Raw genomic sequence first — 20,484 nt, forward strand, 5'->3', positions numbered from 1 at the left:
TACGGGTCAGGCTCCTTCCACAGGCAACACAGCGGCCAAGACCTCTTGCAGCTGCGCCCGCAGCCAGCGGTGTGCCGCGTCTTGCTGGTAGCGCACATGCCAGATCAGGTACATGGGCAGGCTGGGGCAAGCCACGGGCACCGGCACGCCCGCCAGCGCGGCCAACGCGGTGCGCCCCATCAGCGACGGCGCTGTAGTGAGCAGCGAGGTGCCCCGCACAAACGCGGGCAGCGCGGCAAAGCCCGGCACGCGCACCACCAGGCGGCGGCGCACGCCACGTGCTTCCAGTTGCCGGTCCAGGTCCAGCCCCCGGTGCGCCTCATAGGCCACGGTGGCGTGGTCGGCAGCCAGGTAGTCGGCCTCGGAGGCAGGGGCGCTGCGCACGCTGGCGTCGTAGAACACGCGGTACTGGTCTTCAAACAGGCGCTTTTGCACGATGTCGGTGCCCTCGGGTGGGCGAGGGCTGATGACGAGCTGGCACGCGTCCGAGCGCAGCAGCTCGGCGCTGGGCGCGCCGCTGGGCACGATGCGCAGCGTGACGCCCGGTGCGGCGCTGCGCAGGCGCGCGGCCAGCGCGGGCAGCAGCAAATCGCGCTGGAAGTCGTTGGCGGCGATGGTCAGCTCGGTCTGCCACGCTGCTGGATCAAACTCTGCCCCTTGGGCAAACAACTGCATCTGGTGCAGCATGTCGCGCGCGGGCTGGGCCAGGGCCTCGGCGCGTGCGGTAGGCACGATGCCGCGCCCGCGCTTCACAAACAGCGGGTCGCCGGTGATGGCGCGCAGCTTGTCGAGCAAGTGGCTCACCGCCGACTGGGTGACGCCCAGGCGCTCGGCCGCCGCCGTGATGCTGCCCGTCTCCAGCACCGCCAGCAGCAGCTTCAGCAGGTGCCCGTCCAGCTGTGATCCATCGAATTTGCTCATGCATTCGATGATCTTGGGCCCCTTCATCTTTGGCAATGCCGTCGCGACACTGCGGGCTGACTTACATCAAGACCCGGAGACTTCCATGCCTTCCCGCAACCCCCCGATCCCCGGCACCACGCCGTTCGATGGCGACCAGGCCCGCAAGGGCTATGCGCTGAACAAGATGTGCTTTTCGTTCAACGACGAGGCCAACCGCAAGGCCTTTCTGGCCGACGAAGAGGCGTACATGCGCAAGTACGGCCTGAACGAACAGCAGGCCGCCGCCATCCGCGCCAAGAACGTGCTGCAGCTGATTGCTGCGGGCGGCAACGCCTACTACCTGGCCAAGTTCGCGGGCATCTTCAAGCTGGACATGCAGGACATCGGCGCGCAGCAGACGGGCATGACCAAAGACGAATTCAAGGCCATGCTGGTCGCAGCAGGCAAAGACTGAGCCCCCACGCTCCCCACTGCGTGTGGTTCGCTGCCCCCCAAGGGGGCCGCAGGCGGCTTGGGGCGGCCTGGCGCCGCCTGAGCAACACACGCCACAACAACCTTCATCAGGAAAACGACATGGCACAACTCATCGGCGGCCTCGGCACCTCACACATTCCGGCCATTGGCAACGCCATCCACAAGGGCCTGCAAAACGAGCCTTACTGGAAGCCCTTCTTCGACGGCTTTCCGCCCCTTCGCCAGTGGCTGGGCGAGAAGAAGCCGGACGTGGTGGTGATGTTCTACAACGACCACGGCCTGAATTTCTTCCTCGACAAGATGCCCACCTTTGCCGTGGGTGCGGCGGCGCAATACCACAACGCCGACGAAGGCTGGGGCATCCCCACGCTGCCACCCTTCCCGGGTGAGGTGGACCTGTCCTGGCACCTCATCAACACGCTGATCGATCAGGAGTTTGACGTCACCACCTGCCAGGAGATGCTGGTGGACCACGCCTGCACGCTGCCGCTCAAGCTCTTCTGGCCCGAGGGCGATTGCCCCGTGACGGTGGTACCGGTCTGCATCAACACCGTGCAGTTCCCGCTGCCCTCAGCCAAGCGCTGCTACGCGCTGGGCAAGGCCGTGGGCCAGGCGATCCAGAGCTGGGACCGCAGCAAGAAGGTGGCGGTGATTGCCTCGGGCGGGCTGAGTCACCAGCTCGACGGCGAGCGCGCAGGCTTTATCAACAAGGCGTTTGACCTGCAGTTCATCGAGAGCCTGACCACCAACCCCGAATGGGCCACGCAGTTCAGCGTGCACGAACTGGTGGAAAAGACCGGCACCCAGGGCGTGGAACTGCTGATGTGGCTGGCGATGCGCGGGGCGCTGTCCACCGCCAGCGCGGGCGTGCGGCGGGTGCACAGCAACTATCACATCCCCATTTCGAACACGGCCACGGCGGTGATGGCCCTCGAAACGGTGTAATCCAGCAATTTTCAGGTGATTTTGGCTTCAAGCGCATGATTTTCATGCGCTTGCAGCTATTAAATCAGGAGCATATTGCCGCTATCGCTTGACCCCAGGCTGGCGTCAGACAATCAAAATACTGTAAATTCATCCAGTGAATTTACAGTCCAAACTCGCCATCCTGGCCGACGCCGCCAAGTACGACGCCTCGTGTGCATCGAGCGGTGCTGCGCCGCGCAACTCCGTGGGCGGGCGCGGCATGGGGTCCACCGAGGGCATGGGCATCTGCCACAGCTATGCGCCGGACGGGCGCTGCATCTCGCTGCTCAAGATTCTGCTCACCAACTTCTGCCAGTACGACTGCCTGTACTGCGTGAACCGTGTCACCAGCAACGTGTCCCGCGCGCGCTTCACGGTCGATGAGGTGGTGCAGCTCACGCTCGATTTCTACCGCCGCAATTGCATCGAGGGGCTGTTCCTGTCCAGCGGCATCATCCAGAGCCCCGACTACACCATGGAGCAGGTGGTGGAGGTGGCCCGCGTGCTGCGCGAGGAGCACGACTTTCGCGGCTACATCCACTTGAAAACCATTCCCGACGCGTCGCCCGAGCTGATGGAACGCGCCGGCCGCTATGCCGACCGCCTCTCCATCAACATCGAGCTGCCCACGGCCGAAGGCCTGAAGGCGCTGGCCCCTGAGAAAAACAGCGCCGCCATCGACCGGTCCATGGCCCGCATGGCGGTGCACATTGGCGAATCCCGCGCCGCGCGCAAGGAGCAGGCTGCACAGCCCATCGTGTCCATGCCGCAGTCGCGCACCACACGCCGCGCCAGCGTTCCGCACTTCGCGCCAGGCGGGCAAAGCACGCAGATGATCGTGGGAGCCGATGCCACCAGCGACCGCATCATCCTCGCCACCAGCGCGCGGCTGTATGGCGCGCACCAGCTGCGGCGCGTGTACTACTCAGCCTTCAGCCCCATCCCCGACGCCGCCCACGCCCTGCCGCTGGCCGCGCCACCCACGGTGCGCGAGCACCGGCTGTACCAGGCCGACTGGCTGATGCGCTTTTATGGCTTCACCCACGACGAGATCGTGCCGACATCTCAGCAGGGCATGCTGGCGCTGGACATGGACCCCAAGCTGGCCTGGGCCCTGGCGCACCGCGAGCGTTTTCCGGTCAACCTCAACACCGCGCCGCGCGAACTGCTGCTGCGCGTGCCCGGGTTTGGTGTGCAGACGGTGGACCGCCTGCTGGCCGCGCGCCGCGTGCGCTGCCTGCGGCATGCGGACCTGGCGCGGCTGCATGTGCCGCTCAGGAAAGTGCTGCCCTTTGTGGAGGCGGCCGACTACCGCCCCGGCCGTGCGCTGGACGCCGCTGACCTCGCCGCGCAGTTGACGCCGCCGCCGGTGCAGCGCAGCCTGTTCTGAGCTGGAACGGCACGGATGCAGCGCCACACCATCACGCTGGACCACGCCACCGACTGGCCCGGTTTTCGCCAAGCGGCACGCGCCCTGGTGCAAGCCAACGTGCCTCCGCAGACTGTGGACTGGCGCTGCCAGGCGGATGCCGCTGAAGACCTGTTCGCGCCCGAGCCTGCAGCCAGCGACACCTGGCCCAGCCCAGCCTCCGATGCGCCGCCGCTGCGCGTACCGCCCGACTTTGTGCACCTGTGCGAGCAGCTCATCCTGCACCGCGACCCGGGCCGCTTTGCGCTGATGTACCGCCTGCTGTGGCGCATGGCGCAGGGCGGCCATGAAGCCGACAGCGCGCGACACGACCCGCTGGACGCCGACCGCATGTTGGCCCACCACATGGTCCGCAGCGTGCGGCGGGACATCCACAAGATGCACGCCTTTCTGCGCTTCCGGCCCGTGGTGGAACCCGACGGCCAGACCCTGCACATGGCTTGGTTCGAGCCCGACCACTACATCACCGTGGCCAACGCGGGCTTCTTCATCCGCCGCTTCACGCAAATGCGCTGGGCCATCCTCACCCCCGACGCCAGCGTGCGCTGGGACGGCCAGCAGCTGCACACCGGCCCCGGCGCGCAGCGCAGCGATGCGCCGCCGCCCGACGCAGGCGAGGCGCTGTGGCTCACCTACTACCGCCACATCTTCAACCCCGCGCGGCTCAAGCTGGCCATGATGAAAAAGGAGATGCCCACGCGCTACTGGCACAACCTGCCCGAGGCCGCGCTCATCACAGAGCTGGCGCAGACAGCACACGAGCGCAGCGCCAAGATGGTGGAGGCTGAGGCCACCGTGCCGCGCAGGCGCATCGCGGGGACAACGGCACCCCGTGCGCGGCCCGCTGGTGGTGCCCCACTCAGTCCAGCGCTGCCTCGCGCATCACCCGGAACTGAGGGGCCGACACCGGCGGTGTCCAGCGCCACGGCAGCACCTGCGGCCGCCACAGGGCGCGCAGCACCGTGAGCCGCAGCACACGCTGTGCGCCGGGCCAGGCATTACGCGCTGCGCGGTCCCACAGCACCTCGGCCTGTGCGGCAATGTGCAGCAAACCGCCCTCTTCATAGTCCACCACCAGCAAGCCTGCCAGCGGGTGCAGCGCAAGGTTGCCCAGGGTGTTGAAGAACTGGTTGCCAGGGTAGTCCGGCAGGCTCAGCACCACGCCGGCCTCCGTGTGCGCCACCTGCACAAAGCCCGGCTCACCGCCCCGGTGCGATACATCTACGCCTTCGCTGTGCCCGGCACCAGGGCGTGGCGCCGAGGCGCTGGCAATGAACAGGGTGTCGGCACGCTGCACGCGCGCGATGGCGTCGGCGTCCAGTCCGGCCCCCAGCCACTGCACCGGGCCCGGAGCGACCAGCGCAGCGCGCAGGCCTGGCTGCCGCGCCTGGATGTATTTGGGGCAGTTGCCAAAGCTCTGCACCACCTGCACGCCCAGGCCGGTATCGCCAAACGCTGCCACCCGCCCGTTCATGCGGTTGCGCCGCCGCGTGTGCGGCTCCAGCCCCAGCACGCCCACGGCCGCACCTGGCGCCAGGCGTGCGAGCACCGGGTCCTTGGAATCCGGCGCGGTCGCGATCTGCATGCGCTGCGCATCGGGGGTGTGCACAAACCCGGGCGGTCCGGCAAGCATCGTGGCCCACGGCTGGCCTTGTTCATCCAACGTCCCCAGCAGCAAGGTGGGCAGCTTTTCAAACAGCTCGCGGTGCTGGTCGGGCATGTGGTCGCGCAACACCATGGCCCCCACGGCCGCCATGCGCTCGCGCACGCCCACGCGCGCCTGCAGGGCCTGCTCACCGGGGTGGAATGCCTCGGGCGGCACCGGCACCCCAACCGATGCAGCGGGCACGGGGGCTGTCATGCCGCCACCTGCTCGGCAGTGGGCAGCTGGTCGGCCAGCACCGGGTAGCCCGGCAAGGCCTGCATGCGCGCCACCCAGGCCGCAATGCGCGGGTAGGCATCCAGCGACAGCCCCGCCAGGTGGGCTTGCGAGGTGTAGCTGACCATGGCCACATCGGCCAGGCTGGGCGCAGTGCCCCCGAGCAACCAGGCCCGCCCCTGCAGTTCGTCCTCCATGAAGGTGAGCAGGCGCTTGCCGGTGGCCTGCGCCACCTCGTTCACGGCACGGCCCGTCAACGTCGCAAAGCGCGGCCCCCCAATGCCCGGCGCCAGAAAGCCCGCCGCCAGGCTGAACCAGCGCTGCAGCTGCGCCTGCCCCACGGCGTCTTGTGGCAGCCAGGCACTGCCGGGGGCGTAGCGCTGCACCAGATACACCAGGATGCCATTGCTGTCGCTCAGCACCTGGCCCGCGTCCACCAGCACGGGCACCTGGCCCAGCGGGTTGAGTGCCAGAAACTCCGCGCGCTGGTGTTCGCCGCGCAGCAGATTCACATCAATCAGTTCATAGGGCAAGCCGAGCAGGGACAGCATCAGCTCCACGCGATGGCAATGGCCCGAGATGGGCATGCGGTACAGCTGGAGCGGGGTGGTGGGGAACATCGTGAAGCCTCGTCGGGTGTGAGTGAAAAGATGGCTCGACGATATCTATTGCAAGCCGCGATGTGAATAATCAATCACCGCTTTTCATAATTGCGGTATCCGCAATAATGGGTCGCATGGACTATCTCGACACCCTGCGCTGTTTTGTGGCCGTGGCGGACGCTGGCGGCTTTGCCGTGGCGGGGCGGCGGCTGGGCTGCTCGGCCACGGCCGTCACGCGCGCCATTGCGGCGCTGGAGGCGCGGCTGGGTGTGCTGCTGTTCCAGCGCAGCACGCGCATGGTGCGCTTGACCGAGGCGGGCGAGCGCTTCTTGCACGACTGCCGTCCCCTCTTGAACGACCTGCACGAGGCCGAGCAGGCCGCCAGCGGTGCACAGGCCGAGGCCCAGGGGCTGCTGTCCATCACGGCACCGCAGATGTTCGGCATCCAGCATGTGGCGCCCATCGTGCAGGGCTTTTTGCAGGCCCAGCCGCGCGTGCAGGTGCGCACGCTGTTCGTCAACCGGCTGGTGCATTTGCTCGATGAAGGCATGGACGTGGCCATCCGCATCGCGCCCCTGCCCGACTCGGGCCTCACTGCGGTGCAGGTGGGCGCGCTGCGCCGCCTGGTGGTGGCGTCACCCGCCTACCTGGCGCAATACGGCAGGCCACGCCACCCTGCAGACCTGAGCAACCACCGCGCCATCGGCTTCGCGTTTGACGCACGCACGCCAGCGCCCTGGAAGTTTCGCGATGGCGCCACCGGCCAGCCGCAGTTCACCTGGATCAGCAACAGCAACGAGGTGGACATTGCCGCCGCAGAGGCAGGCATCGGCCTGACCCGTTGCCTCGCTTACCAGGCCGCAGCCAGCCTGCGCGCCGGGCGGCTGCGCATCGTGCTCGCCGAGCACGAACTGCCCCCTGTGCCCGTGCACATCGTGTACCCCGCAGGGCGGCGGGCCCCGGCGAAAGTGCGCGCGTTTGTGGAATGGGCGCGCGAGCGCCTGGGCAAGGAGCCGGTGCTGAACGGACGTGGCCTGGGGCGCGGTAACGCCTTGTTGCCAATGACTTCGTAACCTGTCATCGCGCCACCGGCGAGGCCCGTTGCATAGCTAAGTCCGACGCTGTGTCGGGCGGTTATCCGATCTGAAAGGATTTCTCATGAACAAGCTCCTCGCTGCCCTGCTCGCTGGTTTCTTTGTGACCGCATCGTTTGCCCAAGCCCCTGCGGCCCCCGCAACGCCAGCAACCCCCGCGAAGGCCGCGGCGCCTGCGACCCCTGCCACATCGGCCATGCCTGCCACCCCAGCGACTCCAGCCACGCCCGCCACACCAGCGGTCAAAGCCGAAGCCAAGCCCGCAGTAACGCCAACCGCCACCGCGTCGGCCCCTGCAGAAAAGAAGGCAGAGAAGAAGGCGAAGGCCAAGAAGACCAAGGCAACGGCAGAGAAAAAAGCCGACGCTGCCAAGCCTGAAGCAGCCAAGTAATTCACGACGCTTCACCGAACAAAAAAGCCCGCAATGCGGGCTTTTTTGTGCCTGGGTATCCGCTACCGGGCGCCGGCGCAGATGACTGGTTCAGCAGGGTCTGAGGGCGTCACCAGCCCCATGCTGGCGAGCAACCATCAATGGTGGTGGCCATGCGCACCGTGCACATGGCGGTGCGCAATTTCTTCAGGGCTGGCGGCGCGCACTTCGGTGACCTTGCAGCTGAAGGTCAACGCCTGGCCTGCCAGCGGGTGGTTGCCGTCCAGGTGCACTTCGGGGCCCTTGATCTTGACCACGTTGAACACAGCGGGCTGGCCGTCGTTGCCCACGCCTTGCAGCTGGCCGCCGACCTTCACGCCGGGCGGGAACTCGCTTTTGGGAATGGTGCGCACCAGGCTTTCATCGCGCGCGCCAAAGGCGTCTTCCACCGCTAGTTGCAGCGTGGTGCTGAAGCCCACGGCCTGGCCCTCGAGTGCGGCCTCGACCTTGGGGAAGATGTTTTCGTAGCCACCGTGCAGGTACGACAGGTGCCCCGCATCCAGCGGCTTGCCCTGGGGGGTGGTGACCTTGTAGGTGATGGTGACGGCGGAGTCTTTGGTGATGGTGGTGGCCATGGTGGTGCTTGCGCTTTCAGGCGGTGAAGAATCGACGCGGGGCTGGCAGGGGTATGCCACCAGCCGCCGCGCGGGTCAGAACGAAACCCCGGATTGTCCACGAGGCGCCGCACGGCTGCCGTAGCGCCCCGTGAAAGCTTGGCAGGGCCTGGTGAACAACCCTATGCGCCCGCCGGGGCCTCGGCTGGGCGCTCTTCCTCGGTCTGGCCGGGGTAGCGCGCAAAACGCCGCGCCTCGGTGCCGTGCACCGGGTCCTGGTCGGGCCAGGGCCAGCCGCCGAACTGGGTACGGCGGTAGTCGTTCATGGCCTGCATGATCTCGGCCTGTGTGTTCATCACAAACGGGCCGTACTGCGCCACGGGCTCGGCGATGGGCTGGCCCTGCAGCAGCAGGCATTCCAGCGGCGTGGCGCCGGTGTTGGTCAGCTGCCAGTCCTGCCCGGCCACCAGCTCCAGCGCGGCGTGCTGGCCCACGTCCTGCGGGCCCACGCGCAGGCTGTCGCCCACAAAGAAGTACAGCATGCGGCGCGTGCCCTGGCCGCGCGCGGCGGGCAGCGTCCACTGCGCGCCAGGGTCCATGCGCAGCGTCCAGATGGCCACATCGCCCTCGGGCTGCGAAGCCCAGGACTCGGGTGGCGGCGACAGGGGCGCGGGCGCGCCGGGCAGGGCGCCCGCCACCACGGTCACCGTGGTGGCACGGCCCGCGTCGTCGTGGTGCACCAGGCGCGGAATGCGCTCGTTCCACAGCATGGTGAAGTGCGGCTCCACCATCTTGTTCTTCGCGGGCAGGTTCAGCCAGATCTGGAAAAGCTCCAGCGGGTTGGGCTCGGTGGCGTTGAGCAGGGGGAACATCTCTGAATGGACAATGCCCTTGCCCGCCGTGACCCACTGCACATCACCCCCGCCGAAGCGCGCGGCGGCGCCCAGCGAGTCGGAATGGTCGATGAGGCCCTTGCGCACCAGGGTGACGGTTTCAAAGCCCCGGTGCGGGTGGCCCGGAAAGCCGGGCACGGTGTCGCCGTGGTACATGCTCCAGCCGTCCTTGCGGCTGAAGTCGCTGCCGATCTGGCGGCCCTCCAGCGACACGGCGGGCGCAAACGCGCCGTTGCCGGCGGGGTAGGCGTCGTCATGGTGGGCGCAGAACAGGAACGGGTCCATCGTGGGCCACAGCGGACCCAGCGCCTGGGCCTGCACGACGGGCAGGCTGGCGGCCGACGAAGACACGGTGGGGGAGGACGACATCAAGGGCTCCTTGGGTTTGCGCCACCGGCTATCGGGCAGCACGCCTGCCAAAGATAAGGCCAGAGGCCGCTTTCAGAAGTGCGCTGGGTGGAACAGTGCGGTGCGGCGTACAGGACAGTGCCGCACGACGTGCGCACACAGCTTGCGCCACCATTTCAAGCCAAATCGGCCGCATGCGCTAGTGCAACATGCCTGAGCAGCTATCAACTAGATAGCAAACCTTCTTCTCACACGGCACCCGGATGGGAAGGCGCAGCGGCTGAGGGCGGCGATGCCGGGCGCAACACGAAGCCGCCCAGCCCGGCCGCCACCAGCGCACACAGCGCCGACACCCAGAACGCCAGCTGGTAGCCCGCATTGAGCGCCTGCTGCACACTGGCCCCGGCCTGGCGCAGTTGGTCGGTGCGGGCATCTGCGAGGCTGGCCAGAATGGCGAGCCCCAACGCACCGCCCATCATGAACGCGGTGTTCACCACCCCTGAGGCCAGCCCCGAGTCTTCGGGCTTCACATCGCCCATGGCGGCCAGCAGCAGCGGGTTGAGCGCAATGCCGGCGCCCACGCCCAGCAGCAGCATGCCGGGCAGCACGTGGATCACAAACCGCCCCTCGGTGGGCGCGAGTGCAAACAGGGCCAGACCCACCGCCGCCAGCAGCAGCCCCCAGCCCAGCGTGCGGCAAATGCCAAAACGCATCACCACCCAGGCCGACAGCCCCAGCGAGCAGCCCGCCATGATGAGGTTGGACGGCAGGAACGCCAGGCCCACCTGCATGGCGTCGTAGCCCAGCACCAGCTGCATGTACAGCGCCGACAGAAAGAACCACGCAAACATCGACGCCGCCCACAGCACGCCCACCACGTTGGAGATGGCCAGGTTGCGCAGCCGCAGCAGCGGCAGGGGCACCAGCGGCGCAGCCACATGCGACTCGATGAACAAAAACGCCGCCAGCAGTGCCACCGCCGCCCCCAGCAGCCCCAGCGACTGCAGCGAGGTCCACCCGGCCGCGTTGCCGTTGACGATGGCGTACACCGCGAGCATCAGCGACGCGGTGATGGTGACGGCGCCCGCCACGTCCAGCCGCTGCCCGTGGGCCTGCCCCTTGCCGCCCGGCAGCAGCGCCAGGCAGGCCAGGTAGATGGCCACGCCCACGGGGATGTTGACCAGAAAGATCCAGTGCCAGCTCAACGCGCTGGTGAGCACCCCGCCCAACAGCACCCCAATGCTGCCGCCCCCGGCACACACAAAGCCGTAGACACCCATGGCGCGCGCACGCTCGCCGGGCTCGGTGAACAGATTCATGATGAGCGACAACGCCACGGCCGACACCACCGCGCCGCCCACGCCCTGCACCGCGCGCGCCGCCACCAGCAGCCCCTGCGTATTGGCCAGCCCGCAGGCCAGCGATGCGATGGTGAACAGCGTGATGCCCGCCAGGAACAGCCGCCGGTGGCCGTACAGATCGCCCAGCCGCCCACCCAGCAGCAGGCAGCCGCCAAAGGTAAGCATGTAGGCGTTGACCACCCACACCAACGAGGTTTCGGTAAAGCCCAGGTCGGCCTTGATGCTGGGCAGCGCGACATTCACGATGGTGGTGTCGAGCACGATCATCAGCTCGCCCAGGCACAGCAGGATGAGTGCGGGCCAGCGTGCGCGGCCTTCGATGCGGAGGGTCATGGGACAGCGGAAATCAGAAGAGATGGACAGCGCAGTGTGTCACGCGCGTTGCGCCTACGCTTGGCGGAGTGCCATGCCAGTGCGCCTGTGGAGCTGGCTCCGCCAGTCCAGCGGTTGCGTCCCCCTCCAGGGGGAAGCCGCGCAGCGGCTCAGGGGGTTCGCGTGTACTTGGCTTGCATGAACTGCTTCCAGCTGCCGTCCGGCTGCTGGCCGAATGAGGTGAGCGTGCGCTCGTTGGCGCTGACCAGGGTGATCACGTCCCGGTAGCGCATGGTGGCGCCGTCGGCCTTGAAGCTGGGGCCTTCGGTCTCCAGCGTCAGCACCTTCTGGTCGGCATCCAGCGTGCCACGGTACACCCACATATGCGTCATCATCGAGCCCACCCAGGTGCCGACAAACGCCTGCTGGTCCGGGTCGTAGCCCAGTGTCATCAGCATGCGGGCCTCGCCGCCCCCGCCGGGCATGGAGCCCGTCCCTTCGCACAGCACCCACAGGCTGCCCAGTGCGCGCACATGTTCAGTGCCCCGGCTGTGCGCGGGGGGTTCGCCCGGGCCCATGTCGGCCAGCGACTCGCAGGTCCAGTCACCCAGCAGCTGCTGCAGCCAGCGGTGCATGGCGTGGGGTTCGGGGTTCATCATGGGGGTCTCCTGGTGATGTGGTGGGCGAGCGCTCAGTCGCGGTCGGGCGCCCCGAGCGGAAAGTAGTGGCGGTAGGGGCGCCCGCCTTCCACCGCGCGTGCAAACGAGGGGCGTGCCAGCAGCCGGGCACGGTAGGCGCGCAGCTGCGGGTAGGTGGCTGCGATGGGGTGCGTCCAGTCGGCATAGAACAGCGAGGGCGCCGCCTCGCAGTCGGCCAGCGAGAACGGCTCGCCCGCCGCCCAGGTGCGCCCTGCCCACATGCCCTCCAGCCAGGCGTAGGCTTTCTCCAGCTTCTCCGCAGCCCAGGCCACGCCTTCTGCCTTGCGCTCGGCGTTGCCGGTCAGCGCGGCATTCACCGCGTGCTGCACCGGGGCCATCACGTGCAGGTCAAAGAAGCGGTCCATGAACCGCACGTCCAGTGCCGCCCGGGGGTCGGCGGGAATCAGCGGCACGGGCCCCGGGTGCGCGAGCTGCAGGTGCTCGATCACGATGCTGCTTTCCACCACTGTGCGGCCTCCGTCCACCAGCACCGGAAACTTGGCCAGCGGCCAGTGGCGCAACCAGTCGGCGGAATGGCTGACGGGCTCTGCGGGGTCAAGATTGAGCAGTTCGAACGGTGTCCTGTTCTCGTACAGCGCGGTCAGCACCTTCTGGGTGTAGGACGAAAAAGGGTGGCCATAGAGAGCGAGCATGCGGGTTCCTGTGGGGGAGTCGGTGGTAGTGATGGCGGTTGCACTCATTCAGGGGCCACCACCATCCAGGGCACGCCAAAGCGGTCAGCCACCATGCCAAACGCCTGCGAGAAAAAGGTCTTGGTGAGCGGCATCTGCACCTTGCCGCCTTCGGCCAGCGCATCGAAATAGCGTTTGGCATCGGTCGCATTGGCGGGGCTCAGCGCCAGCGAGATGCCCTGGAAGTTCGCGTGGCCCGAGCCCATGCCGTCCGACGCCATGATCTGCGTGTCGCCCACGGTGAACGAGGCGTGCATGACCATCTCGGGCGTGGGGCCCGGGCCGCTGCCATCGGCGCAGCCCTCGCCAGCGGCAGGCTCGGGGTTGTCCTTGTAGCGCATGAGCATGGTGACTTGGGCGTCTAGGGCGCGGCGGTAGAACTCCAGCGCTTCATCGCAGCGGCCTTCGAACATCAGGTAGGACTCGACTTTCATGGGATCTCCTCGGGAGGGTTGGCGGGCCAGTGAACACCTCGGCGTGCAATTGTGAACACCGTCCACAAACAATAGCAAAGATAATGGACAGTGTCCACATCCGAACGATCCATGACCGTAAGCACCCGCAACAAGGCCGCCACCTCCCGCACACCTGTCGCACGCAGCACCTATCGCCACGGGGATTTGCACCGCGCGCTGCTGGACGCGGGCATTGAACTGGCGCGCCAGGGCGGGCCCGATGCCGTGGTGCTGCGCGAGGCCACGCGCCGTGCAGGGGTGGCGCCCAATGCGGCCTACCGCCATTTCGCCAACCGCGACGACCTGCTGGGTGCCGTGCGTGCCGCAGCTGTGGCGGCCGCCGCGCGGTCGATGGAGGCCGAGCTGGCCCTGGTGCCCGCCACCGGCACGCCCACCGAGCGGGCCCACGCCAAGGTGCGCGCCGTGGGTGCGGGCTATCTGCGGTTCGCGCACGCCGAGACGGGGCTCTTTCGCACCGCGTTCGGCGGCCGCTTCACGGTGCAGCAAACGCCCGACCCGGCCATGGGCGGCGCCACAGGGCTCAACCCCTTCCAGCACCTGAGCGCTGCACTGGACGACCTGGTGACCGCTGGCGCCCTGCCGCCCGCGCGCCGCCCGGGCGCCGAATACCTGGCCTGGTCCACCGTGCACGGCATGGCGCTGCTCGCCATCGACGGGCCGCTGCGCGGCACGCCCCAGCAGATGCTGGACCTGCTGGGCCAGCGCCTGCTGGATATGGTGGAACGGGGGCTGTAAGCGCGCGGCCTCACCAGGCCCCACCCACAGCCTCTGCATGGCCCTGGCTCGCGGCTCCGTTGCCAGCGGTATCGGTCGCCCCACTCCGGCGCGCATACGCGTGGGCGGGCCGGGGCGGCCCACCTTTCGTTCCCTAGCACGGATACCCATTCGCTGATTTGTAACAAGGACGGATTCCCTGTGGCGGCGCAGGTTGTCGAACTGGGCCTACACGGCCGTGGCGCTTTGTGACCGACAATTCACAAATTGATACGCGCGGTTACAAAGCACTGCGCGCATCACCCATCCTCTGGCTGGCACCCGTTTGCCAGCCGGTCAGACGGCACCTCGGCCGTGCATGACACCCACCCGGACTTTCCATGGCTTTTCACCAAAGAACCGTCACCCAAAAGCTGGCGTTTGCCTTTTCTGTATTGATCGCGATATTGATCGCCGTTGCCCTCCTGTCGCTGCGCAGCCTGGGCGACGCGCGCGAAGACTTCCAGCGCTTCGTGGGCAATGAATTCCACCGGGGTGGCCTGGCGCGCGACATCCAGGCGGCCGCCAATGCACGCGCCATTGCGGCCCGCAACCTGATCCTGCTGACCAGCGCGGCAGACCTGCAGGCAGAGACCTTGGCCGTGACGGCCGCGCACGAGCGCGTGCAGACCAAGATGGCAGAACTGCGCCAGGCCGTGGCCAACGCCGCACAGGTGCCCGCAAGGGAGCGCGAGCTGTTCGAGCAACTGCAAACCATCGAGCGCAGCTACGGGCCCGTGGCGCTGGCCATTGTGGGCCTGGCACGGGACGGCAAGAAGGACGAGGCGATCGCCAAGATGAATGCCGAATGCCAGCCACTGCTCAAGCAGCTGATCAGCACCACGTCCGCCTACACGCAAGCCGTGGCGGCCTCCGCAGACCAGGAAATCAGCCACGCGGCCGAAAAGTTCGGCAACAAGCGCCTCCTGCTCATCCTGGCCACCGTGGTGTCGATCCTGGCGGCCACGGTGCTGGCTGCGCTCATCAACCGCAGCCTCATGCGGTCTCTGGGCGCAGACCCGGTGCAGCTCAGCGCCGCAGCACGGCGCGTTGCGTCGGGCGACCTGGGCACCGTGTCCGGCAGCGCCACGGCGCCCGCCGACAGTGTGCTTGCGTCGCTGGGGGACATGCAGGTCGCGCTGGCCAGTATCGTGGGGCGCGTGCGCGCATCGGCCACGACCATTGAGGCGGGCTCTCAGGAGATTGCGACGGGCAATGCAGACCTGTCGCACCGCACCGAGCAGCAGTCCGGCAACCTGCAACAAAGCGCAGCCTCCATGGAAGAAATGACCGCCACGGTGCAGCAGAACGCCGACACCGCGCAACAAGCGGCCCAGCTTGCATCGGCCGCGCGCGCGGCCGCAGAACACGGCGGCACGGTGGTGGCGCGGGTGGTCAGCACCATGGACGACATCACAACCAGCTCGCGCCGCATTGGCGACATCATCGGCGTGATCGACAGCATTGCGTTCCAGACCAACATCCTGGCGCTGAACGCTGCCGTGGAAGCCGCCCGTGCCGGAGAGCAGGGCCGGGGCTTTGCGGTGGTGGCGAGCGAAGTGCGCACGCTGGCCCAGCGCAGCGCGCAAGCGGCCAAGGAAATCAAGTCGCTCATCGAGGCCAGCGTGGAGAAGGTGGAGACAGGGTCGGCACTGGCGCACACCGCAGGCTCCGCCATGACCGAGATCGTGGGCGAGGTGAACCGCGTGGCCGACCTGATCGGTGAAATCAGCGCCGCCACGCGCGAACAGAGCGCAGGCATCGGGCAGATCGGCAACGCAGTGGCCGAGCTCGACCAGTCCACCCAGCAAAACGCAGCGCTGGTGGAACAGATGGCCGCCGCCGCCCACACACTGAACCAGCAGGCCCATGGCCTGGTGGAATCGGTGGCGGTGTTCCGCGTGGAAGAGCCCGTGCGCACCGTGGCAGATGTGCAGCGCCCGCCCCAGCAGCGGCCAGGCGCCGTGAAGATGCAGCCCCTGGGCGTTCGGGCTCCGTTCCCCAAGGCGCTGACCGCCGCTTAGTCAGGGCACCGCTACAGCGCGCCGTACAGCCGCGCTGTGGCCTGCACCCGCGCCACCAGCGCGCGACGCAACGCCACGGGCCGCAACACTTCCACCTGCGGCGACAGCCGCATCAGCTGCCCGCAGGCATGCTCCACCGACTCGATGGGGATCGTCACGGACGTGCGGCCATCCTTGCGGCGCGACGGTGGAGCGGCAGCCACCGCACGCGCCACCGCGCTGCTGAGCGCGCGCAGGCCCCGCAGCCCTTCGGGTGTGGCCAGCAGTGTGGCCTCGCCCGTGTACAGGCCTGACTCAAAACGCCGGATCGACGCAGCCCAGTAGCCGGGCAGGTCAAAGCGTGCGGGGCGCTTGGCCGGTTGGTCGAGCGTCGTGGCCGCGAGGATGTTCGACACCCGGTAGGTGCGTGGCCCGCGCGCGTCGGCTCCCATAGGCAAAGCCACCAGGTACCACACGCCCGCTTTCAGCACCAGGCCCAGCGGGCTCACGGTGCGCTCTGCCGTGCGCGCCCAGCCCTCGTAGCGCAGGGTGATCTGGTGGCCGCTCCACACGGCGGCCGCCACGGTGGGCAGGTGCGGTGTGGGGTCGCTCTCGCGGTACCAGTCCACCGGGTCCAGGTGCAGGCGGGTGCTGACACGCTGCGCGTCGTCGCGCCAGGCGGCGGGCAGTGCGGCCAGCAGCTTCAGACGCGCGCCCGCGACATCGCCGCCCAGACCCAGGTCCTGCGCAGGGCCGGGCAGGCCACTCAAGAACACGGCCTGCGCCTCCGACGGCGTGAGGCCCGTGAGCGTGGTCTTCCAGCCCGGCAGCAGCGCAAAACCCCCGTTGCGCCCGCGCTCGGCATAAATGGGCACGCCTGCAGCGCTGAGCTGGTCCACGTCGCGGTACAGCGTGCGCACCGACACCTCCAGCGCCTCGGCCAATGCCTGCGCGCTCATGCGGCCGCGCGTTTCCAGCAGCATCTGGAGTGACAACAAACGGCTGGCGCGCATGGGCTTTGGCAGGGGCGGTGCAAAAAGGCAGAAGGCCAAAGATAGCGCAAATACCTGCCATGGGTTGGCAGGTATAGCAGCACACACTGCCGCTCTGTCTTTGCCTTCTTGCCCCATCTTTCAGGAGCCCCCATGCCAACCACCGATCCCCACGCCATCGTCGAACTGCGCCAATACACCTTGCACCCCCAGCAGCGCGAAGTGCTCATCGACCTGTTCGACCGGGAGTTTGTGGAAACCCAGGAGGCGCAGGGCATGCGCGTGCTGGGCCAGTTCCGCGACCTGGACCGGCCCGACCAGTTCGTCTGGCTGCGTGGCTTTGCCGACATGCCGGCGCGCCACCGCGCGCTGGAGGGCTTTTATGGCGGCCCCGTGTGGGCGGCACACCGCCACGCCGCCAATGCAACCATGATCGATTCGGACAACGTGCACCTGCTCCGCCCGGCCTGGCCCGGCGCCACGGCCGGCCTGCCGCAGCACGCGCGGCCGGAGCCCGGTACCCAGGGTGCAGCCGCCGGCGTCCTGCAGCTCACCACGTTCCCTTTGCGGGAGCCCGCCACACCACCGCTACTGGACTTCTGCCGCCACCGCATGGCACCCACCCTGCTGCGTGGCGGCGCGCGCCAGCTCGCCTGGTTCTGCACCGAGCACAGCCCCAACACCTTTGCCCGCCTGCCGGTGCGCGAAGGCGAACCCGTGCTGGTGGGCCTGGCCCTGTTTGGCGACGAGGCTGCGTTGCAGTCGTTTGCCGACAGCGGCGCTTGGGCGCGCGACGTGGGGCCCGGTCTCGCCCCCTGGCTGGCGGCAGCGCCCGAGGTGCTGCGCCTGCAGCCGACCGCGCGCTCGGCACTGCATGCGTGACGCACCCGCACACCTCTCCCCTGACGCACCAACCACCCCGGAGCCCCACCATGTCCACCCCAGCCCGCCTCATTCCCATCCCGTCGCCCACCGTGGCGCCCAGCGCCGCGCGCGACTTCGACTTTCTCATGGGCCCCTGGCGCATTCGCAACACGCGCCTGGTGCGCAGGCTCGCGGGCTGCCACGACTGGGAGGTTTTTGACGCCACGGGCACCGCCCACCCATTGCCCGGTGGCATCGGCAACTTCGACACCTTCACACCGCTGGCCTGGAATCCCGGCTACGTGGGCATGGCACTGCGTGTGTTCAACCCCGTGACGCAGCGCTGGAGCATCTACTGGCTGGACAACCTCACGGGCGGCCTGGACCCGGCCAATGGCCTGCTGCTGCCGCCAGTGGTGGGTGGTTTCCAGGGCGGTGTGGGCCTGTTTGAAGGCGAGGAGCTGTTCGAGGGCCGCCCGGTGCGCGTGCGCTTCGAGTGGTCGCAGATGCACACCGGCGCCCCGCGCTGGCAGCAGGCGTTTTCGAACGATGGCGGCGCGACCTGGGAGGTGAACTGGGTGATGGAGTTTGCACGGCCTGTGTGAGCGTGGTCAGCCCCCAGCACCGGCCCAAAAATGGGAGACCCAACAGCCCCTGCCGCCTGATGGCAGGGTGCTGCCAGCTACCCCAAGAGGAGCAGGGACTCACGCCGCCTGAAGCGCGGCTTCCTGCACCGGGAAGTCTGTGGACGCCGCCACCGCACGCCACTGCGCCGTCTCTTTTGCCACAAAGGCATGTTTGTCGGCGATGGTTTGGAGCGTGTCCGTGCCCAGCGGCAGGCGCAGCGGCGGCGTGGGGCTGGCCACCAGCTGCATCACGGCCTGGGCCAGGCGCACCGGGTCGCCGGGCTGGTTCAGGTTGATGCGGCGGGCGGCTTCGCGCACGGCACCGGCGCTCTCGGTGTAGTCGTCCAGCACCCGGGGCGACACGGCCAGTGAGGCGCTGTCCAGAAACTCGGTGCGGAAGTACCCCGGCTCCACCACCGTGGCGTGGATGCCCAGCGGCGCCAGTTCGGCATGCAGCGCCTCGGTGATGCCCTCGACCGCAAACTTGGTGGAGCAGTACAGACCAAACCCGGCGGCCGACTGCACACCGCCCAGCGACGAGATGTTGACCACATGCCCGGCGCGGCGCGCGCGCATGGCGGGCAGCGCGGCGCGGGTCACATGCAGCAGGCCGAACACGTTGGTGTCGTACAGGCGCCGCACCTCGTCGGCGGTGGCCTCTTCCACCGCGCCGAGCAAGCCGTAGCCTGCGTTGTTGACCAGCACGTCGATGTGGCCAAAGCGGTCGAGCGCCGCGCCTACGGCATGGCGGGCCTGGGCGTCATCGGTCACGTCCAGCGCCAGGGGCAGCAGGGCATCGTGTGCGCCCAAGCGCTTTTCGACCGATGCGGCATCGCGTGATGTGGCGACCACGGCATCGCCCTGGGCCAGCGCAGCCTCGGCAATGCGCGCGCCGATGCCACGCGAGGCGCCGGTGATCAGCCAGACGCGGGGGTACGAAGAACGGGTGGTGGGAATGGCTGTGGTGGGGGTGGTGTGTGCGGCATTCATGGTTGGTCCTTGAGGTGGTGTTGAGCAATGGGCGGTGCCCATGGCGATGAACTTTAGGCAAGCCATTGCCATGCGACTAGCCCATAATCTATGGATTCATTCGCAAGCAATGCTTGCCAATCCACCACGCAGCCGCCCCGCACAATGCCTGTCCACCATGGCCATCAATGAACTGCGCGCCATCGCCAACTTCGTCAAGGCCGCCGAGCTGGGCAGCCTGCGCCAGGCGGCGGCCGCACAGGGCATCACGCCGCAGGCGTCCAGCCAGCTGCTGGTGCAGCTCGAATCGCACCTGGGCGTGCGACTGTTCCACCGCACCACGCGCAGCCTGAGCCTGACCGAAGAAGGGCGCCAGTTCCTGGCGTCGGCGCAGCCGGGCCTGGCCACGCTGCAGCAGGCGGTGCAGGGCGCGCAGCGCGGGCGCGAGGCAATGGCGGGGCCGCTGCGCATCGTGGCGCCGCGCTCCATCCTGCTGGAGGTGATCTGGCCGGTGCTGCACGAGTTCTGCCGCCGCCACCCGCTGGTGGAGCCCGATGTGCAGCTGGACGACCGCATCGGCAACTGGGTGGAAGACCGCGTGGACGTGGGCTTCCGCTCGGGCTACCCGCCCGAGGGTGGCGTGGTGGCGCGGCGGCTGCTCACGCTGCAGCTCATCGTGTGCGCTGCGCCCGCCTACATCGCACGCCACGGTGCGCCGGCCAGCATCGATGACCTGGCGCAGCACCGCTGCAGCGGCTTTCGCCATGCGTCCACCGGCAAGCCCATGCCCTGGGAGTTCCAGGTGGGCGACGACATCGTGGCGCGCACCATCCACCCCACCTTCTGCACCAACGACATCGAGGTGGAGGCCCGTGCGGTGCTGGGCGGCCACGCGGTGGGCCAGCTGGTGGGCGTGACGGCCGCGCCGCTGGTGCGCAACGGCCAGTTGGTGCCGCTGCTGCCCCAGCATGTGGCGCAGCACCTGGCGCTCTACGTGTACTACGGCAGCCGCACGGCGCTGCCTGCGCGCGCGCGGGCCTTCATCGACCTGGCGGTGGAGATGGTGGCCAACAACCCCGCCTACCTGCTCACACCCAAAGAGCTGGCGACCCACGGCCCGGCTGTACAGAAAAAACCCCGGACGCGAAAGCCCACGCAGTGAGTGC

General features: G+C 68.2%; 22 protein-coding genes. 11 read left to right on the forward strand and 11 right to left on the reverse strand.

The features are described from left to right. Positions 1 to 6: 6 nt before the first annotated feature. Positions 7 to 930, reverse strand: coding sequence for a LysR family transcriptional regulator (locus C8C95_RS08315; protein WP_116750192.1), 924 nt, complete (start codon positions 928 to 930; stop codon positions 7 to 9). Between the two features lie 76 nt (positions 931 to 1,006). Between C8C95_RS08315 and C8C95_RS08320 the strand changes: the two genes are divergently transcribed. The 4 genes from C8C95_RS08320 to C8C95_RS08335 all read left to right on the forward strand — a co-directional run bounded on the left by C8C95_RS08320 (position 1,007) and on the right by C8C95_RS08335 (position 4,738). Continuing rightward, positions 1,007 to 1,357 (forward strand): protocatechuate 4,5-dioxygenase subunit alpha, encoded by a 351-nt coding sequence (locus C8C95_RS08320; RefSeq protein WP_116748256.1) that lies wholly within the window; start codon positions 1,007 to 1,009, stop codon positions 1,355 to 1,357. 119 nt (positions 1,358 to 1,476) lie between these two features. Beyond that, positions 1,477 to 2,322, forward strand: a complete 846-nt coding sequence (locus tag C8C95_RS08325) for a class III extradiol dioxygenase family protein (RefSeq protein ID WP_116748257.1) — start codon at positions 1,477 to 1,479, stop codon at positions 2,320 to 2,322. Between the two features lie 136 nt (positions 2,323 to 2,458). After that, positions 2,459 to 3,733 carry a putative DNA modification/repair radical SAM protein gene (locus C8C95_RS08330; protein ID WP_116748258.1) on the forward strand — a complete coding sequence of 425 codons (1,275 nt, stop codon included), beginning with the start codon at positions 2,459 to 2,461 and terminating at the stop codon, positions 3,731 to 3,733. Positions 3,734 to 3,748: 15 nt separating this feature from the next. Next, a complete protein-coding gene (locus C8C95_RS08335) occupies positions 3,749 to 4,738 on the forward strand; it encodes a TIGR03915 family putative DNA repair protein (protein ID WP_243415653.1) in 990 nt (329 codons plus the stop codon). Here the strand turns inward: C8C95_RS08335 and C8C95_RS08340 are convergent. Next, complete coding sequence (locus C8C95_RS08340) at positions 4,632 to 5,633, reverse strand: pyridoxamine 5'-phosphate oxidase family protein (protein WP_116748259.1); 1,002 nt, start codon at positions 5,631 to 5,633, stop codon at positions 4,632 to 4,634. The genes C8C95_RS08335 and C8C95_RS08340 overlap by 107 nt on opposite strands. Continuing rightward, on the reverse strand, positions 5,630 to 6,271 hold the full coding sequence (locus C8C95_RS08345) for a glutathione S-transferase family protein (RefSeq protein WP_116748260.1): 642 nt from the start codon (positions 6,269 to 6,271) through the stop codon (positions 5,630 to 5,632). The genes C8C95_RS08340 and C8C95_RS08345 overlap by 4 nt, the downstream gene beginning before the upstream one ends. A 116-nt stretch (positions 6,272 to 6,387) precedes the next feature. Between C8C95_RS08345 and C8C95_RS08350 the strand changes: the two genes are divergently transcribed. Then, positions 6,388 to 7,326, forward strand: coding sequence for a LysR family transcriptional regulator (locus tag C8C95_RS08350; protein ID WP_116748261.1), 939 nt, complete (start codon positions 6,388 to 6,390; stop codon positions 7,324 to 7,326). Between the two features lie 85 nt (positions 7,327 to 7,411). Beyond that, complete coding sequence (locus tag C8C95_RS08355) at positions 7,412 to 7,738, forward strand: hypothetical protein (RefSeq protein WP_116748262.1); 327 nt, start codon at positions 7,412 to 7,414, stop codon at positions 7,736 to 7,738. A 137-nt stretch (positions 7,739 to 7,875) separates the two neighbouring features. On the opposite strand, the gene C8C95_RS08360 is transcribed toward C8C95_RS08355, so the two are convergent. The 6 genes from C8C95_RS08360 to C8C95_RS08385 all read right to left on the reverse strand — a co-directional run bounded on the left by C8C95_RS08360 (position 7,876) and on the right by C8C95_RS08385 (position 13,069). Next, the gene (locus tag C8C95_RS08360) at positions 7,876 to 8,352 is read right to left on the reverse strand and encodes a peptidylprolyl isomerase (protein ID WP_116748263.1); all 477 of its coding nucleotides are present in this window, start codon (positions 8,350 to 8,352) and stop codon (positions 7,876 to 7,878) included. Between the two features lie 161 nt (positions 8,353 to 8,513). Further along, on the reverse strand, positions 8,514 to 9,593 hold the full coding sequence (locus C8C95_RS08365) for a pirin family protein (protein WP_116750193.1): 1,080 nt from the start codon (positions 9,591 to 9,593) through the stop codon (positions 8,514 to 8,516). Between the two features lie 227 nt (positions 9,594 to 9,820). Continuing rightward, positions 9,821 to 11,266 carry an MFS transporter gene (locus tag C8C95_RS08370; RefSeq protein ID WP_116748264.1) on the reverse strand — a complete coding sequence of 482 codons (1,446 nt, stop codon included), beginning with the start codon at positions 11,264 to 11,266 and terminating at the stop codon, positions 9,821 to 9,823. Positions 11,267 to 11,415: 149 nt separating this feature from the next. Beyond that, the gene (locus tag C8C95_RS08375) at positions 11,416 to 11,904 is read right to left on the reverse strand and encodes a DUF1579 domain-containing protein (protein WP_116748265.1); all 489 of its coding nucleotides are present in this window, start codon (positions 11,902 to 11,904) and stop codon (positions 11,416 to 11,418) included. 32 nt (positions 11,905 to 11,936) lie between these two features. Beyond that, a complete protein-coding gene (locus C8C95_RS08380) occupies positions 11,937 to 12,596 on the reverse strand; it encodes a glutathione S-transferase family protein (protein WP_116748266.1) in 660 nt (219 codons plus the stop codon). 44 nt (positions 12,597 to 12,640) lie between these two features. Further along, positions 12,641 to 13,069, reverse strand: coding sequence for a VOC family protein (locus C8C95_RS08385; protein WP_116748267.1), 429 nt, complete (start codon positions 13,067 to 13,069; stop codon positions 12,641 to 12,643). 111 nt (positions 13,070 to 13,180) lie between these two features. Between C8C95_RS08385 and C8C95_RS08390 the strand changes: the two genes are divergently transcribed. Together C8C95_RS08390 and C8C95_RS24000 are read left to right on the forward strand one after the other, a co-directional pair. Continuing rightward, complete coding sequence (locus C8C95_RS08390; RefSeq protein ID WP_116748268.1) at positions 13,181 to 13,846, forward strand: TetR/AcrR family transcriptional regulator; 666 nt, start codon at positions 13,181 to 13,183, stop codon at positions 13,844 to 13,846. Between the two features lie 359 nt (positions 13,847 to 14,205). Continuing rightward, positions 14,206 to 15,888, forward strand: coding sequence for a methyl-accepting chemotaxis protein (locus tag C8C95_RS24000; RefSeq protein ID WP_116748269.1), 1,683 nt, complete (start codon positions 14,206 to 14,208; stop codon positions 15,886 to 15,888). An 11-nt stretch (positions 15,889 to 15,899) separates the two neighbouring features. Here the strand turns inward: C8C95_RS24000 and C8C95_RS08400 are convergent, their stop codons facing one another. After that, on the reverse strand, positions 15,900 to 16,880 hold the full coding sequence (locus C8C95_RS08400; RefSeq protein ID WP_110960831.1) for a WYL domain-containing protein: 981 nt from the start codon (positions 16,878 to 16,880) through the stop codon (positions 15,900 to 15,902). 132 nt (positions 16,881 to 17,012) lie between these two features. Between C8C95_RS08400 and C8C95_RS08405 the strand changes: the two genes are divergently transcribed. Both C8C95_RS08405 and C8C95_RS08410 read left to right on the forward strand, forming a co-directional pair. Continuing rightward, entirely contained in the window at positions 17,013 to 17,741 is a 729-nt protein-coding gene (locus C8C95_RS08405; RefSeq protein WP_116748270.1) for an NIPSNAP family protein, read from the forward strand. Between the two features lie 50 nt (positions 17,742 to 17,791). Beyond that, complete coding sequence (locus C8C95_RS08410; protein ID WP_116748271.1) at positions 17,792 to 18,328, forward strand: hypothetical protein; 537 nt, start codon at positions 17,792 to 17,794, stop codon at positions 18,326 to 18,328. A 99-nt stretch (positions 18,329 to 18,427) separates the two neighbouring features. Here the strand turns inward: C8C95_RS08410 and C8C95_RS08415 are convergent, their stop codons facing one another. After that, on the reverse strand, positions 18,428 to 19,339 hold the full coding sequence (locus tag C8C95_RS08415) for an oxidoreductase (protein ID WP_116748272.1): 912 nt from the start codon (positions 19,337 to 19,339) through the stop codon (positions 18,428 to 18,430). Between the two features lie 157 nt (positions 19,340 to 19,496). Between C8C95_RS08415 and C8C95_RS08420 the strand changes: the two genes are divergently transcribed. Next, positions 19,497 to 20,480, forward strand: coding sequence for a LysR family transcriptional regulator (locus tag C8C95_RS08420; RefSeq protein WP_116750194.1), 984 nt, complete (start codon positions 19,497 to 19,499; stop codon positions 20,478 to 20,480). The last annotated feature ends 4 nt before the right edge of the window (positions 20,481 to 20,484 follow it).

The organism is Acidovorax sp. 99 (genome assembly GCF_003096455.1).
Classification (GTDB): domain Bacteria; phylum Pseudomonadota; class Gammaproteobacteria; order Burkholderiales; family Burkholderiaceae_C; genus Acidovorax; species Acidovorax delafieldii.